14 protein-coding genes are annotated in these 14398 nt (G+C 63.3%); 2 read left to right on the top strand and 12 right to left on the bottom strand.

The window, feature by feature from the left end; genetic code table 11:
- Positions 1-52 precede the first annotated feature (52 nt).
- From HX811_RS05050 to HX811_RS05005, 10 genes are all read right to left on the bottom strand, one after another.
- On the bottom strand, positions 53-640 hold the full coding sequence (locus HX811_RS05050; protein ID WP_177045079.1) for an NTP transferase domain-containing protein: 588 nt from the start codon (positions 638-640) through the stop codon (positions 53-55).
- A complete protein-coding gene (locus HX811_RS05045; protein WP_008434978.1) occupies positions 637-1623 on the bottom strand; it encodes an XdhC family protein in 987 nt (328 codons plus the stop codon). The genes HX811_RS05050 and HX811_RS05045 overlap by 4 nt, the downstream gene beginning before the upstream one ends.
- A 150-nt stretch (positions 1624-1773) precedes the next feature.
- On the bottom strand, positions 1774-2793 hold the full coding sequence (gene murB, locus HX811_RS05040; protein ID WP_177045077.1) for a UDP-N-acetylmuramate dehydrogenase: 1020 nt from the start codon (positions 2791-2793) through the stop codon (positions 1774-1776).
- Positions 2790-3254 carry a low molecular weight protein-tyrosine-phosphatase gene (locus tag HX811_RS05035; protein WP_177045075.1) on the bottom strand — a complete coding sequence of 155 codons (465 nt, stop codon included), beginning with the start codon at positions 3252-3254 and terminating at the stop codon, positions 2790-2792. Before HX811_RS05035 ends, murB begins: the two co-directional genes overlap by 4 nt.
- On the bottom strand, positions 3254-4018 hold the full coding sequence (gene kdsB / locus HX811_RS05030; RefSeq protein WP_008434982.1) for a 3-deoxy-manno-octulosonate cytidylyltransferase: 765 nt from the start codon (positions 4016-4018) through the stop codon (positions 3254-3256). The genes HX811_RS05035 and kdsB overlap by 1 nt, the downstream gene beginning before the upstream one ends.
- Positions 4015-4200, bottom strand: a complete 186-nt coding sequence (locus tag HX811_RS05025; protein WP_003174668.1) for a Trm112 family protein — start codon at positions 4198-4200, stop codon at positions 4015-4017. Before HX811_RS05025 ends, kdsB begins: the two co-directional genes overlap by 4 nt.
- Before the next feature lie 24 nt (positions 4201-4224).
- The gene (gene lpxK, locus HX811_RS05020) at positions 4225-5235 is read right to left on the bottom strand and encodes a tetraacyldisaccharide 4'-kinase (protein ID WP_177008421.1); all 1011 of its coding nucleotides are present in this window, start codon (positions 5233-5235) and stop codon (positions 4225-4227) included.
- Positions 5235-5663, bottom strand: coding sequence for a biopolymer transporter ExbD (locus HX811_RS05015; protein ID WP_004371361.1), 429 nt, complete (start codon positions 5661-5663; stop codon positions 5235-5237). The genes lpxK and HX811_RS05015 overlap by 1 nt, the downstream gene beginning before the upstream one ends.
- A complete protein-coding gene (locus tag HX811_RS05010) occupies positions 5660-6295 on the bottom strand; it encodes a MotA/TolQ/ExbB proton channel family protein (protein WP_004371363.1) in 636 nt (211 codons plus the stop codon). Before HX811_RS05010 ends, HX811_RS05015 begins: the two co-directional genes overlap by 4 nt.
- Before the next feature lie 31 nt (positions 6296-6326).
- A complete protein-coding gene (locus HX811_RS05005) occupies positions 6327-8618 on the bottom strand; it encodes a DNA internalization-related competence protein ComEC/Rec2 (protein ID WP_177045217.1) in 2292 nt (763 codons plus the stop codon).
- Between the two features lie 147 nt (positions 8619-8765).
- Between HX811_RS05005 and HX811_RS05000 the strand changes: the two genes are divergently transcribed.
- The gene (locus tag HX811_RS05000) at positions 8766-9281 is read left to right on the top strand and encodes a DUF2062 domain-containing protein (RefSeq protein ID WP_004371367.1); all 516 of its coding nucleotides are present in this window, start codon (positions 8766-8768) and stop codon (positions 9279-9281) included.
- A gap of 3 nt (positions 9282-9284) precedes the next feature.
- On the opposite strand, the gene HX811_RS04995 is transcribed toward HX811_RS05000, so the two are convergent.
- Together HX811_RS04995 and HX811_RS04990 are read right to left on the bottom strand one after the other, a co-directional pair.
- Complete coding sequence (locus HX811_RS04995; protein ID WP_177045073.1) at positions 9285-10655, bottom strand: sensor histidine kinase; 1371 nt, start codon at positions 10653-10655, stop codon at positions 9285-9287.
- Positions 10642-11370 carry a response regulator transcription factor gene (locus tag HX811_RS04990; protein WP_177045071.1) on the bottom strand — a complete coding sequence of 243 codons (729 nt, stop codon included), beginning with the start codon at positions 11368-11370 and terminating at the stop codon, positions 10642-10644. Before HX811_RS04990 ends, HX811_RS04995 begins: the two co-directional genes overlap by 14 nt.
- 205 nt (positions 11371-11575) lie before the next feature.
- On the opposite strand from HX811_RS04990, the gene HX811_RS04985 reads away from it, so the two are divergent.
- Complete coding sequence (locus tag HX811_RS04985) at positions 11576-14329, top strand: response regulator (RefSeq protein WP_008434994.1); 2754 nt, start codon at positions 11576-11578, stop codon at positions 14327-14329.
- Positions 14330-14398 lie beyond the last annotated feature (69 nt).

Genomic DNA, 14398 nt, shown 5'->3' with positions numbered 1-14398 from the left:
AAAAGCCCCGCCTGAGTGATCAGGCGGGGCTTTTTTATGCCCGTTACATCAGTTAGCGGTAGTCCAACAACCCTGGCACATCGACGTCCCACAACACACCGGGATCATCGACTACGACTTCCTGCACCGAAGCCTTGGCAAATAACGGTTTTGCTCCGCGGTCTCCGGTCAGCGCGATCAAGGCCGGACCGAATGAACGGCCAAACCCCACGGGGTGCCCGTACTGACCTGCATGCACCGGGGCGCTGATACCGTCTTCCTCCAGGCCTGCCATCACTTGCTCGATACTTGCCGGCAGGATAAACGGCATATCCCCCAACACCACCAGCCAACCAGCCGACGGCCCACTGGCCGCCACCGCTGCGGCGATGCTGTCACCCATGCCCGGCGAGCGCAAAAGCAATACTTCGCAACCGTGCACCTTAGCCAACCGAATCACTTCGGTGCGATCCGGTGACGTCACCAGCCAACGTCTCGTAGCCACAGGCGGCAAATTCACCAATACCTGCTCGATCACCGACCGCGTGATGCCATCCCGGCCCACGCAGGGCGCCAGCAGCTTGTCCTGATCGGCACCCGCCTCGGCCCGAAAACGACTGCCCTGCCCCGCCGCCAGGATGATTACGGCGATGCCCGTCAACTGACCGCTGCCTGCAACGGCTTTTTCTGCAGCAGATCGATCCCGTTCTTGATGGCGACGATTTCAGCCATCAACGACAAGGCGATTTCCGCCGGCGTATGGCTGCCGATATGCAGGCCAATCGGCCCATGCAGCCGCGCAATGGCGTCCGCACTGAGCCCCAGTGCCGCGAGGTTTTCCCGGCGCTTCTGGCTGTTGACCCGCGAACCCAGCGCGCCTATGTAGAACGCCCGGGAATTGAGGGCCGTCAGCAACGCCATGTCATCCAGGCGCGGGTCATGGGTGAGCGCGACAATGGCGGTGCGTTCATCGGTCTGGATATTCAGCACGGCTTCATCGGGCATGCCCGGCACAAAGCGCCCGTGCTGTTCTTCCCAGCCGTAGACAAACTCCTGGCGCGGGTCGCAGATCAGCACTTCGAAATCCAGCAACCGAGCCATTTCCGCCACATAACGTGACAGCTGGCCCGCGCCGATCAGCAGCAGGCGCCAGCGCGGACCGTAGATCGCGCGCAAACGCTCGCCGTTGAAGCTGACCACATCGGTCTTGCTCGCACCGCTCAACACCACCTCGCCGGTGGCCAGGTCCAACTCACGGGCGACAATCTCGTGGGCCTCACAGCGCGCCAGCAGTTCAGCTACCCAACCCGGATCACTCACCCGCTCTTCGGTGAGACGCAGGGTGCCGCCACACGGCAGGCCAAAACGCGCCGCTTCGTCCCGGGTGACACCGTAGGTGACCAGCTGCACCGGCGGCCCGTCGTCAGGCAGCCGACCGTCCTGCAACCGGGCGATCAAGTCGTCCTCGATACAGCCGCCGGACACCGAGCCAATCACCACCCCGTCGCCGCGCAAGGCCAGCATCGCCCCCGGCGGACGCGGGGCGCTGCCCCAGGTCTGGACCACGCTGTACAGCACCACTCGCTGCCCGGCGAGGCGCCATTCCAGCACGCTGCGTAATACATTCAGATCAACACTGTCCATCAGGCTTTCGCCTCCCGCCAACCTTGCAACTGATTTTGATAAACAGCATCTATGGGTTGATCAAAAATATCGGTAGTCAGCTAAGTTAACTCACCGGCAATAAAAAAGCCCTGCAATGCAGGGCTTGGTGCGTCAAAAAACAAGCTTAGTTCAATAGCGATTCGGCTCCATTTCCAGCACCACCTTGAAGCGCTTTTCGATGTCCTGCTGGATACGCAGCGCGAGCCCGGCAATGTCCTGGCCGCTGGCCGCGCCGTAGTTCACCAATACCAGTGCCTGCAAGCGATGCACGCCGGCATCGCCATCGCGAAAGCCTTTCCAGCCGGCCTTGTCGATCAGCCAGCCGGCGGCCAGTTTCATCTGCCCGTCGGCCTGGGGGTAAGCCACCAGGTCCGGGTATTGACGCTGCAACTCGGCAGCCAGTGCCTGGGAGACCAGCGGGTTCTTGAAGAAACTCCCCGCATTGCCGAGCACCGCCGGGTCGGGCAGTTTCTCGCTACGAATGCTGCAAATCGCGCGGCTGACATCGCTGGGCGTGGCCTGCGCGACGCCTTGCTCGGTCAGGCGCTGTCGCACCGGCCCGTATTCAAGTTTCAGATGCACGGCGCGGCTCAGGGCAAAACGCACCCGCAGGATCAGCCAGCGCCCCACTTCGTGCTTGAACAGGCTGTCGCGGTAGGCAAAGTTGCACTCGGCCAGGCTGAAATCCCGCAGTTCGCCGGTCTGGCGATCAAGGGCGGTCAGGCCGCTGAATACATCCTTGATCTCTACACCGTAGGCGCCGATGTTCTGCATCGGTGCGGCGCCGACCGTGCCGGGAATCAGGCTGAGGTTTTCCAGGCCGGAAAAGCCCTGGGCCAGGGTCCACAGCACAAACGGATGCCACGCTTCGCCCGCTTCGGCCTCAACCACGACCTGCACGCCATCGTCGTGCAACACCCGGATGCCCTGGCTGGCCATGCGCAGCACCAGTGCGTCAATATCCTGGGTCAACAGCAAGTTGCTGCCACCGCCAATCACCAGCAACGGCAGTTGTTGCTCGGCGGCACAGGCCAGGGCCTCGCGCACGTCGGCGTCATTGTGGGCCTCGGCAAACAGCCGGGCATGCACGTCGATGCCAAAGCTGTTGAACGGCTTGAGCGAAACCTGTGCCCGTACCTGCAAAGTCATAACCGGCCCTTCAATTCAATCACCAACAGGTCACAGGCGCGCTCGATCAGGTCGAGGACAGTTTCAAAGCCCTGGTCACCTTCGTAGTACGGGTCCGGCACTTCATCCACCATCGAGTCGTAGCGGCGCAGGAACAGGTCCAGGTCCGCCTTGCCCTGAGCCGGCTGCATGGCCTTGAGGTTGCGCAGGTTGCTCTGGTCCATGGCGAGGATCAGGTCGTAGCGGGAAAAGTCGGCACGCGACACCTGTTGTGCACGCTGGGCCGACAGGTCGTAGCCGCGTTGCAGCGCTGCACGCTGGCTGCGCTTGTCCGGTGGATTTCCGACGTGCCAATCACCGGTACCGGCAGAGGCCACTTCAACCTGATCGGCCAGGCCGGCTTCGCGCAATTTGTGGCGCAGAACGCCTTCGGCCGTGGGCGAACGGCAGATGTTGCCCAGGCAGACGAACAGAACCTGCATCAGGCCCCCAGAAGGCGACGGACGCGCTCGAGGTCTTCAGGGGTGTCGACGCCCGCCGGCGGCGCTTCCAGGGCATCGCCCACATGAATGCGCACGCCGTGCCACAGGGCACGCAGTTGTTCCAGGGATTCGGTATTTTCCAGCCAGCACGGGCCCCAGCTCACGAAGTCGTGCAGGAAACCGGCGCGGTAGGCGTAGATGCCGATGTGGCGACGGTACGGCACGCCAGCCGGCAGCACGTCAGGCTGTTTGGCGAACGCATCCCGCGCCCACGGCAAGGTGGAGCGGCTGAAGGTCAGCGCCAGGCCATTGATGTCGCTGACCACTTTCACCACGTTGGGGTTGAACAGGGTCTCGATGTCTTCAATCGGCTCGGCCAGGGTCGCCATGCGCGCTTCGCCATGGGCTGCCAGGTTGGCCGCCACCTGGTCGATCACGCTGGGCGGAATCAACGGCTCGTCACCTTGCACGTTGACCACGATGGCGTCCGCCGCCAGGCCCAGCTTGGTGGCCACTTCGGCCAGGCGGTCGGTACCGGAATTGTGGTCTTCACGGGTCAGCACCGCTTCGGCACCAAAGCCTTTGCAGGCCTCGATGATGCGCGGATCGTCGGTGGCCACCACTACCCTTTCGGCGCTGCTTTTGCAGGCCTGTTCCCACACCAGCTGGATCATCGGCTTGTTGCCGATCAGTTGCAGCGGCTTGCCGGGCAGGCGGGTGGAGGCGTAGCGGGACGGGATGACAACGGTGAAGGCGGTGGTCATTTATCCAGGCGCTCGTCGGTGGTCAGGGTGCGGGCTTCGCTTTCGAGCATTACCGGAATGCCATCACGAATCGGGTACGCCAGGCCGGCGCCCTTGCTGATCAGCTCGGTTTTGTCGGCGCTGAGCTTGAGCGGCCCCTTGCAGATCGGGCAAGCGAGGATATCGAGCAGTTTGGTGTCCATGAGTATGTCCTGGAGAGCAGCGTTTTAAGGCAAAAGGCGAGCGGGCAGCAAGCGCATCAACTGCGTGTCGAACCAGGCGATAAACGCCGGTGACGGTGCCGCGTCCACCGCAAGGTACCACCAGTCGGGCCTGGCAAAGGCGCGGCACTTCACCGCGTCCTTTTCAGTCATGACCAACGGCAGTGCCGGTGTGAAATTCAAGACCTCGGCGCTGTACGGCGCGTGGTCGGCAAAAGCATGGGGTATTGGGCGCCAGTGTAGCGTTTCAAGGGTGTTGAAGAAACGTTGCGGGTTGCCGATGCCGGCCACCGCATGTACCTGCTGCCCCACCGGGAAGTGTTCGACGGGTTTACGCTCGCCGGTATGCAGGTTGACTAGCGCGGCAGGCAACAGACGGAAGGCAAAGCCGTCGTCACGGTCAGAACCTGCGCCGTTGTAAAGCAGCGCATCGACGCTCTGCAAACGCTCGACCGGCTCACGCAACGGCCCCGCCGGCAGGCAGCGACGGTTACCCAGCCCGCGGGCGGCGTCAATCAGCACCAGTTCCAGGTCACGGGCCAGGCGGTAATGTTGCAGGCCGTCGTCGGAGAGGATCAGGTCGAGGGTTTCGCTGGCCAACAGCGCCTTCACGGCGCGGCTGCGGTCGGGGTCGATCATCAGCGGCACGCCGCTGCGCTGCACGATCAGCAAGGGTTCGTCCCCCGCCACCGCAGCGGTTTGATCGGCCTCTACGCGCCATGGAAACTGTGGCGGCTTGGCGCCATAACCGCGGCTGACCACACCGACGCGCAAACCGCTGCGCTGGCAATGGTCGATCAGCCAGAGAATCATGGGCGTCTTGCCGGTGCCACCCACCGTGATATTGCCTACCACCACGACCGGCACCGGCGACTGATAGATCTCGCCCTCGCCCGCCAGGAACCGCGCGCGTTTGCGCTGCACAACCCGGCGATAGAGGGATTCCAGCGGCTGCAACAACGCGAGCGCCGGATGGCCTTCGTACCAGGCCTTGAGCAAACGATCAGTCATGGCCATCAGGGTTGGCTCGCCGCCTCGACGGTGGTCATGCGCAAATGGCTGAAGCCGAGCTTGCCGGCAGCGTCCATCGCCGTGATCACGGCCTGGTGCTTGGTGTTGCCATCGGCGCTGATGGACAGTGGCAAGTTAGTGTCCCCACCGGACTCCTTCTGCAGTGCTTCCATCAGGCTGGCCAGGTCGTTTTTCTCCAGCAACTGGTTATTCACCGAGAACACGCCATCGGCGCTGATGGCGATGTCCAGCTGCTTGGCCTGCTGGTCTTCCGCCGGCGAACCGCTGACGGCTTCCGGCAGGTCGACGCGCAGCTGGGTTTCCCGGGTAAAGGTGGTGGTGACGACAAAAAACAGCAGCAGGATAAACACCACGTCGATCAACGACGCCAGGTTGATATCGACGTTTTCCCGTTGCTTGCGACGAAATTTCACGCGTTGCCCTCAACCAGGTCCACGTCACGGTCGCCCTGTACCACTTCCACCAGCTTGATGGCTTCCTGCTCCATGCCCACCACCAGTTCGTCGATGCGCCGTTGCAGGAAACGGTGGAAGAACACCGAAGGAATACCGACCATCAGGCCCGCCGCCGTGGTGATCAAGGCCTTGGAAATACCACCGGCCAGCACTGCGGCGTTGGTGGTCATACCCGACCCCATGAATGAGCTGAAAATATCGATCATGCCCAGCACCGTACCGAGCAGGCCGAGCAACGGTGCCATGGCGGCGATGGTGCCCAGGGCATTGATGTAGCGCTCCAGCTCATGGATAACCCGGGCGGCGGCCTCTTCGATGCACTCCTTCATGATCTCGCGACCGTGCTTGGAGTTGGCGAGGCCGGCGGCGAGGATTTCACCCAGGGGCGAGTTGGCGCGCAGTTCCTTGAGCTTTGTCTTGTCGAGCTGCTTGTTCTTGATCCAGCCCCAGACCTGGCCCAGCAGGTGGTCAGGCGTTACACGGCTGGCACGCAGGGTCCACAGGCGTTCGGCGATGATGCCGAGTGCGGCGATGGAACTCAAAATGATCGGCAACATCATCCAGCCGCCGGATTTGACCAATTCCCACACAGTGAATGTCCCCTCGAAAAAGTGCGCCACTTTACCATAAGGGTCCGGTGGAAGGGCTGGCCTGCCCCAGAGCATCCTGTCGCATGGGCCGGTCTTTGGTAACGCTGTTTTGCGGCGGGCGCTCGCGCCAGAAACGCCGTTGGCTGCGCGCGGCCAGCGGCGGCTGGAAGGTGCCCACTCGCAGGCGGAGTGCGCCTTGCTCGGCACTGTCATAAATCACGCTGCCCATGGCCTGGTAACGCTCCAGCACCTGTGGATGCGGGTGGCCAAACCCATTGCTGCGCCCCCGGGAAATCAACACGGCCTTGGGTGCCAGGCGCTGTAGAAAGGCCCATGACGACGAGCTGCGGCTGCCGTGGTGCGGCGCTTGCAGCCAATCGACAGGAGCGCCCATGGGAGTGGCCAGCAATGCCCGCTCGGCGTCATGGTCAATATCCCCGGTCAGCAACAAGCGCTCGCCATTGGCCTGCACCCGCAACACGCAGGACATCTGGTTACCGTCCGTCGCATCAGGCCATTGCCATAGCTCGAACCTCACGCCATCCCACTCCCACTGCTCGCCGCTGACACACGCTTGGGTACCGAGCGAGGCCGGCAGCCGTGCCGTCTCACCGCCCACCACACGCTTGACCGGCAACCCTTGGGCGACGGCCAGCGCGCCGCCGGCATGATCGGCATCGGCATGACTGAGCAGCATCACGTCCAGCTCTGCGACACCCAGCTTGCGCAACGCAGGCAATACGACACGCGCGCCAAGATCGAACTCACCGGAGCGCGGCCCGGCGTCATACAGCAGTACATGGTTGCGGGTACGCAGGATGATCGCCAACCCCTGGCCGACATCCAGTTGCACCACCTCGACCAGCCCATGAGGTATCGACTCCCGCGGCGGAAACACCGCCAGCAGCAACATCGGCCAACCCAGCAGCCGAAACGGGACGCCCTTGGGCAGCAATAACAGCACCGCCCCCAGCAGGCTCACCAGCCAATAGCCAATGGGCACTTGCGCCGGTATCCAGGCCGGCAAGTACTGCGCCAGCAGCGCCAGTGCCTTGAACAGCCCGTCCAGCGTGCCGCCCGCCAGCCATAACGCCCCCTCTCCTATATAAGGCAGCGGCAATAACACCGTACCCAGCAAGGCCAGGGGCAGCACCACCAGGCTGATCCACGGCACCGCAACCAGGTTGGCCAGCGGCCCGCTCAGGCTGATGGGCAGGCCGAGCACCAGCAGCAGCGGAAACAGGCCGATGGCAATCATCCATTGGGCGCGGCTCCAGGCTTGCCACAAGGGCCAGGGGCCCAATCGGCCACTGAACGCCAAAATCAGCACCGCAACAGCCGCAAAAGACAACCAGAACCCCGGCTGCAGGCTGGCCAGCGGTTCGAGGATCAGCACCGCGTCCAGCGCCAGCAACAGCGGCCACCAGATTCCCAGGTGACGAAACCGCAGGCGCCACAGCAATACCAGGCCCACCATCACACAGGCCCGTTGCACCGGCACCTCGAAACCGGCCAGCAGGCCGTAGCCCAGCGCTGCAGCAAACGCCAGGCCGCAGGCCCAGGGCAGCCACGGCAAAGGTTTCGGCCAACCCCCGTAGCGCGCAAGACCGGCGACCAGGCCATAGATCAACCCCGCCAGCAGGCCGATGTGCTGCCCGGATATCACCAGTAAATGCACGGTGCCAGTGGCTTGCAGGACCCGCCAATCCTCGGCGGCCAACCCGGAACCATCGCCGAGCACCAGCGCCGCCAGGCCCGCCTCTCGCCCCTGGGCATCCACTGCCAGCAGCCGCTGGCGAATCCCGTCGCGCCAGGCATGTCGTGGCGGTGCCAGCAGTTGGCCGTCCTTGACCGAGCCGGTGGCGCCAATCCGCTGGGCCAGCAGCCAGGCTTCATAGTCAAAGCCATCGGCATTGAGCAATCCGGAAGGACGCTTGAGAGTCACCGCCAGTCGCCAGCGCTCACCGCTCTTAACCGGTGGGCCGCCGCGCCAGGACACGCGAATGCGCTTGGGAAGCAGGTCCTTGCGTGACCGGCTGTCGGTCAGTTCGAAGCGCACACCGTCGCCCATCTGCTGCGGCAACCCGCTGACACGCCCCTCCACCCAGCGGGTCTGGCCATCCAGATGCGGGGCCAACCGGTCATCCAGCGCCCACTGCGCGCTGAGGCATGCCCACCCCAGGCCAAGCAGGAAAAACCCCAGCGGATAGGTACGAAAAGGCAACAGCATCAGGGCCAGCACCGGCATCAACAACAGCCAGCCGCCAGACGGCAACGCGGGTAAAAAACGCAAGGCGAGCAGCCCCAGCGCGAGTGCGAACATCCCTGTTCTCATGGATCTTTCCTTGAAAGCGACCCATTGAGTCTTAGCCGGGCTAGCGGTGTGGCCTATTATTATTTGTCACAAAGTCTGAATTTCACGTTCGTGGAATGCGGGCATACTTGCCCCTCGAACTGACCTGGACCCCTTATGCCACGGCGCTTATTCAAACGGTACATGCCCGATCCGACCAGCATTCGGGAACACAAGTCCTTACGCTTTCTCGGCAAGTTGCTGCATGACCCGAATCTCTGGCACCTCAATCGGCACTCGGTCGCGCGCGCCATGGCCGTTGGCCTGTTCGCGGCATTCATCCCCATTCCCTTGCAGATGCTGCTGGCAGCGGTCCTCGCCATCAGCGTGCGCGGCAACATGCCGATTGCCGTGAGCCTGGTCTGGCTGACCAACCCGATTACCATGCCGCCGGTGTTTTTCTGCACCTACATGACCGGGGCCTGGCTGATGAATGTGCCACCCCGCAGCATGCCCGACGAGCTGACCTGGGAATGGATCAGCGGGCAGTTGTCGACGCTGTGGCAACCGTTCCTGCTGGGCTCGGTAGTACTGGGGCTGGTGATGGCGGTGCTGGGTTATTGCCTGACCATGGGCTATTGGCGCTGGTGGGTGGCCCGCCAGTGGAAAAAACGCAAACAGCGCAGGTTGTAACCGTTAGCGCGCCAGCAAGCGCATGTGCACACGTAAACCCTGGCCGGTATTTTCCGCCCACAGGCTGCCGTCCTGACGCTGCACAGCGTTGCGCGCAATGCTCAAGCCCAGGCCAAAGCCGCCGTCGCCGGGCCTTGAGCCGTCCAGTCGGGTGAATGGCGCAAAGATTCGCTCCAACTCCACCTCATCGATCCCGCCGCCCTGGTCTTCCAGCCACAAGTGCCAGTGATCCCCCTCACGCTGCCCGCCCAATTGCACCGTTCCGTCTTGCGCAGAGTGCCGGATGGCATTGCGCAGGATGTTCTCCAATGCCTGGGCCAGCAGGTTCAGATGACCGCGCACCCAGCAGTCGGCCCCCAGCTCGCACTGCAAGCGTGAAGCCGGCCAGCCACTTTCAAAACAGGCGTTTTCCCGGAGCATGTCCCACAGCGCCTGCACCTGGATGTCTTCCTTGAGCAACGGCGCGCGTTCGGTGTCGAGCCAGGCCAGTTGCAGGGTGTCGTCCACCAGGCGCTGCATGCCGTCGATTTCCCTCCCCAGGCGCTCGCGCAGCTGGGTCAGGTCCTGCTCGCTGTCACTGGCCACACGCAGGCGGCTCAACGGTGTGCGCAACTCATGGGACAAATCCCGCAGCAGTTGCTGTTGCAGGGCCACGGTGCCTTGCAGGCGTTCAGACATCTGGTCAAACGCGCGGCCCAATTCCCCCAGTTCATCCTGGCGGCTGGTGGTGTCGCGGGAAAGCCGGGTGCCCAGTTGATCGGCACGCCAGGCGTTGGCCTGCTCTCGCAGGTGGTTGAGGGGCATGATCAACAGCCGGTAGAGGCCGATGCACAGCAGCAGGGTGAACAGGCCGGGAATCACGCCATTGGTGACGATCCGCCAGAACAGCTGGTTTTGCCCGGGCATGAAACGCCGCGGCAACTCGATCACCAGGGAGCCCGCACCCGGGTCGAGCGGGAACGGGATTTTCAACCACGGCAGGCCCTTGGCATGCCGGCTGACGGGCCAGTCCAGGCCGCGCAGGAATGTCAGGCGCTGGCTCTCCTTGTCCGTCAGTGGGTAGCTGCTCAGGGATTGCAGGTCGTTGCCGATGACCCCCACCCAGGTGCGCTCGCGCTGGCCCAGGGTGTGCAACCATTCGTCCACACCGGCGTTGCCGCCCTTGTTCCAGGCCAGTTCCGCGCCAGCGGCATAACCGCTCAGGGTGGCGCGGGCCTCGCTGGACAGAAAGGCATTCTGCTCTTCCATATACCGGCCCCATGACCAACTGAGCCAGATCATCAGCAAGCAGAACGCGATCAGCAGACAGGCCAGTTTCCAGAATAACGAATGCTTGCCCGGCAGCCGTTTGAACGCGGCTTTAAAGCCCGTCATCGTGACCGCTCAACACATAGCCCTTGCCCCACACCGTGCGCACTTCCCGCTCGCTGTAGCCGACAGCCTTGAGCTTGCGACGAATCTGGCTGATGTGCATGTCCAGGCTGCGGTCATGGGGCGCATAGCCGCGCTGGAACACATGCTGGTAGAGGAAGGCTTTGCTGAGGACTTCTTCGGCGTTGCGGTGCAGGGTTTCCAACAGGCGATATTCGCTGCGGGTCAGGCCGGCCCACTGCTCCCGGTGAAACACATCACACAGCTCGTCATCGAAACGCAGGCTGCGGGCATTGCCGCGCACCGCCGCCAGGGCCGGCAACGGCCGCCGGTCCAGGGCGACCCGGCGCAGGATCGCCTCGATGCGCACCCGCAACTCGGCCATGCTGAACGGTTTGGGCAGGTAATCGTCGGCCCCCAGGCGAAAACCGCTGATGCGATCGGCTTCGGCCCCCAGGGCCGACATCAGGATCACCGGCATCGAATGGCTCTGGCGCAAATGCGTGAGCACCGACAACCCGTCCATGCCCGGCAGCAGGATGTCCATCAACACCACGTCGAAGCGCTGATCGCGGGCCATTTGCAGGCCCTGCTGGCCATTCTGGCACCAGGTCACCTGGAAGCCACACAGGCCCAATTGCTCATGGACATAGGCGCCAAGCACAGGATCGTCTTCAATCGCCAGGATACTGGGTAAGCCAAGTGCTGCGGGATTCATTAGCGTCTGCAAGTCATTCTCAATGACTGATTATTCAAGATTGCCCCCCCATGAGCAACCGCCGCCGGGCGTCCGGCGGCCCAAGGTTTGCCTCAGGTCATTAATTTTGCAAGATTCCCCGCCGCGCAAATGGCTACACTGCGCAGGTGGCGCGGGCCGGATGCCTGCGTGGAATTCGACAACAGTGTGGTAGCAGGAGAGTGGCGTGCTTAAAAGAATGGGGATAAAAGGCCGCGTACTGTTGCTGACCTTATTGCCTACCAGCCTGATGGCGTTGCTGCTGGGCGGGTACTTCACCTGGATGCAGCTTTCGGAGTTGCAGTCGCAGTTGCTGCAACGCGGCGAGATGATCGCCGAGCAACTGGCACCGCTGGTGGCTCCGGCCCTCGGCACCAGGAACACCGACCTGCTGGAACGCATCGCCACCCAGTCCCTGGAACAAACCGATGTGCGCGCCGTATCGTTCCTCGGGCCCGACCGCACGCCCCTGGCCCACGCCGGGCCGACCATGCTCAACCAGCCGCCCATCGGCAACAGTTCGCACCTGTTGCAGCGCACCGGCAATGACGCCACCCGTTATCTGCTGCCGGTGTTCGGCCGCCATCGCAACCTCGCCGGTGAACTGATCCCGGATGAATCCGACCGCCTGCTCGGCTGGGTCGAGCTGGAACTGTCCCACAACGGCATGTTGCTGCGTGGCTACCGCAGCCTGTTCGCCAGCCTGTTGCTGATCGCCATCGGCCTGATCTGTACCGCTGCCCTCGCCTTGCGCATCAGCCGTACGATCAACTCACCGATCGGCCTGATCAAACAGGCCGTCGCGCAACTCAAGGACGGCAATCTGGAAACCCGCTTGCCACCCCTGGGTAGCCAGGAGCTGGATCACCTGGCCTCGGGCATCAACCGCATGGCCGAGACCCTGCAAAACGCCCAGGAAGAATTGCAACACAGCATCGACCAGGCCACCGAAGACGTGCGGCAAAACCTTGAAACCATCGAGATCCAGAACATCGAGTTGGACCTGGCCCGCAAGGAAGCCCTGGAAGCCAGCCGCATCAAGTCGGAGTTTCTGGCCAACATGAGCCATGAGATCCGCACGCCGTTGAACGGCATCCTTGGCTTCACCCATTTGTTGCAGAAAAGCGAACTGTCACCCCGCCAGCTGGATTACCTGGGCACCATCGAAAAATCCGCCGACAACCTGCTGGGCATCATCAACGAAATCCTCGACTTCTCGAAAATCGAGGCCGGCAAGCTGGTGCTCGACAGCATCCCGTTCAACCTGCGGGACTTGCTGCAAGACACCCTGACCATCCTCGCCCCGGCCGCCCACGCCAAACAGCTGGAGCTGGTGAGCCTGGTCTACCGCGACACGCCGCTCGCCCTGGTGGGTGACCCGCTGCGGCTCAAGCAGATCCTCACGAACCTGGTGAGCAACGCGATCAAGTTCACCCGCGAAGGCACCATCGTTGCCCGCGCCATGATTGAAGACGAACAGGAAGACAGCGTACAACTGCGCATCAGCGTGCAGGACACCGGCATCGGCCTGTCGAACCAGGATGTGCGGGCGCTGTTCCAGGCGTTCAGCCAGGCGGACAATTCGCTGTCACGCCAACCCGGCGGGACCGGCCTTGGCCTGGTGATTTCCAAGCGCCTGATCGAACAGATGGGCGGTGAGATCGGCGTCGACAGCACGCCGGGAGAAGGCTCGGAATTCTGGATCAGCCTGAACCTGCCGAAAACCCGTGACGATATCGAAGACCTGCCCTCCGCGCCGCTGCTGGGCCGGCGCGTGGCGGTGCTGGAAAACCACGAGCTGGCGCGCCAGGCCCTGCAACATCAGCTGGAAGACTGCGGCCTGGAAGTCACCCCGTTCAACAGCCTGGAAAGCCTGACCAACGGCATCACCAGCGCCCACCAGACCGAACAGGCGATTGACCTGGCCGTGCTGGGCATCACCGCCAACGACATTCCGCCGGAGCGTTTGAACCAGCACCTGTGGGACCTCGAACACCTGGGCTGCAAGGTACTGGTGTTGTGCCCGACCACCGAACAGCTGCTGTTCAACCCCTCGGTGCCCAACCCCAACAGCCAGTTGCAGGCCAAGCCCGCGTGCACCCGCAAACTGCGTCGCGCCCTGGCCGACCTGATCAGCCCGCGCCCGCTGCGCAGCGAACCCGGCGAGCCCCTGTCCAGCCGCGCGCCGCGGGTGCTGTGTGTCGACGACAACCCGGCCAACCTGCTGCTGGTGCAAACCCTGCTGGAAGACATGGGCGCCAAGGTCCAGGCGGTGGAAAGCGGTTACTCGGCCATCGAGGCAGTGAAGCAGGAAGCCTTCGACCTGGTGCTGATGGACGTGCAGATGCCGGGGATGGACGGTCGCCAGAGCACCGAAGCAATCCGCACGTGGGAAAGCGAACGCCATGGCACACCGCTGCCCATCGTCGCGCTGACGGCCCATGCGATGGCCAACGAAAAACGCGCCCTGCTGCAAAGCGGCATGGATGATTACCTGACCAAACCCATCAGCGAACGGCAACTGGCCCAGGTGGTGTTGAAATGGACCGGGCTGGCCCTGCGCAACCAGGGCCCGGACCGTGGCACCGAAAGTTTCGGGCATGCCACGCAATTGCCGGTGCTGGACCATGAAGAAGGTTTGCGCCTGGCGGCCGGCAAGGCGGATCTGGCGGCAGACATGCTCGCGATGCTGCTGGCCTCGCTGGAAGCTGACCGTGAAGCGATTCGCGTCGCCCGTGACGCCAATGACCGCAATGCCCTGATCGAACGGGTGCACCGCCTGCACGGCGCCACCCGGTATTGCGGCGTGCCGCAACTGCGTGCGGCCTGCCAACGGGCCGAGACCCTGCTCAAGCAGGACGACGCCAAGGCCATGCCGGCCCTGGATGAACTGGACATGGCGATTGCCCGGCTGGCCAGCGAGGCGCGGGTCAGCGCGTAAACTTTCGGGGCAATGTGGCGAAGGAGCTTGCTGGGGTGAGGAGCTTGCTGTGGCGAGGGAGGCCCCACC

It is taken from the genome of Pseudomonas sp. F8002, assembly GCF_013385495.1.
Taxonomy (GTDB): Bacteria; Pseudomonadota; Gammaproteobacteria; order Pseudomonadales; family Pseudomonadaceae; genus Aquipseudomonas.
The sequence above is the reverse complement of the archived record's forward strand: the minus strand, read 5'-3'. Positions and strand labels throughout refer to the sequence as shown.

Excerpts from the sequence above, each read along its gene's own strand:
- HX811_RS05045 (WP_008434978.1), bottom strand. The coding sequence starts at position 1,623 with ATGGACAGTGTTGATCTGAATGTATTACGCAGCGTGCTGGAATGGCGC.
- murB (WP_177045077.1), bottom strand. The coding sequence starts at position 2,793 with ATGACTTTGCAGGTACGGGCACAGGTTTCGCTCAAGCCGTTCAACAGC.
- HX811_RS05035 (WP_177045075.1), bottom strand. The coding sequence starts at position 3,254 with ATGCAGGTTCTGTTCGTCTGCCTGGGCAACATCTGCCGTTCGCCCACG.
- kdsB (WP_008434982.1), bottom strand. The coding sequence starts at position 4,018 with ATGACCACCGCCTTCACCGTTGTCATCCCGTCCCGCTACGCCTCCACC.
- HX811_RS05025 (WP_003174668.1), bottom strand. The coding sequence starts at position 4,200 with ATGGACACCAAACTGCTCGATATCCTCGCTTGCCCGATCTGCAAGGGG.
- lpxK (WP_177008421.1), bottom strand. The coding sequence starts at position 5,235 with ATGGCCATGACTGATCGTTTGCTCAAGGCCTGGTACGAAGGCCATCCG.
- HX811_RS05005 (WP_177045217.1), bottom strand. The coding sequence starts at position 8,618 with ATGTTCGCACTCGCGCTGGGGCTGCTCGCCTTGCGTTTTTTACCCGCG.
- HX811_RS05000 (WP_004371367.1), top strand. The coding sequence starts at position 8,766 with ATGCCACGGCGCTTATTCAAACGGTACATGCCCGATCCGACCAGCATT.
- HX811_RS04995 (WP_177045073.1), bottom strand. The coding sequence starts at position 10,655 with ATGACGGGCTTTAAAGCCGCGTTCAAACGGCTGCCGGGCAAGCATTCG.
- HX811_RS04990 (WP_177045071.1), bottom strand. The coding sequence starts at position 11,370 with ATGAATCCCGCAGCACTTGGCTTACCCAGTATCCTGGCGATTGAAGAC.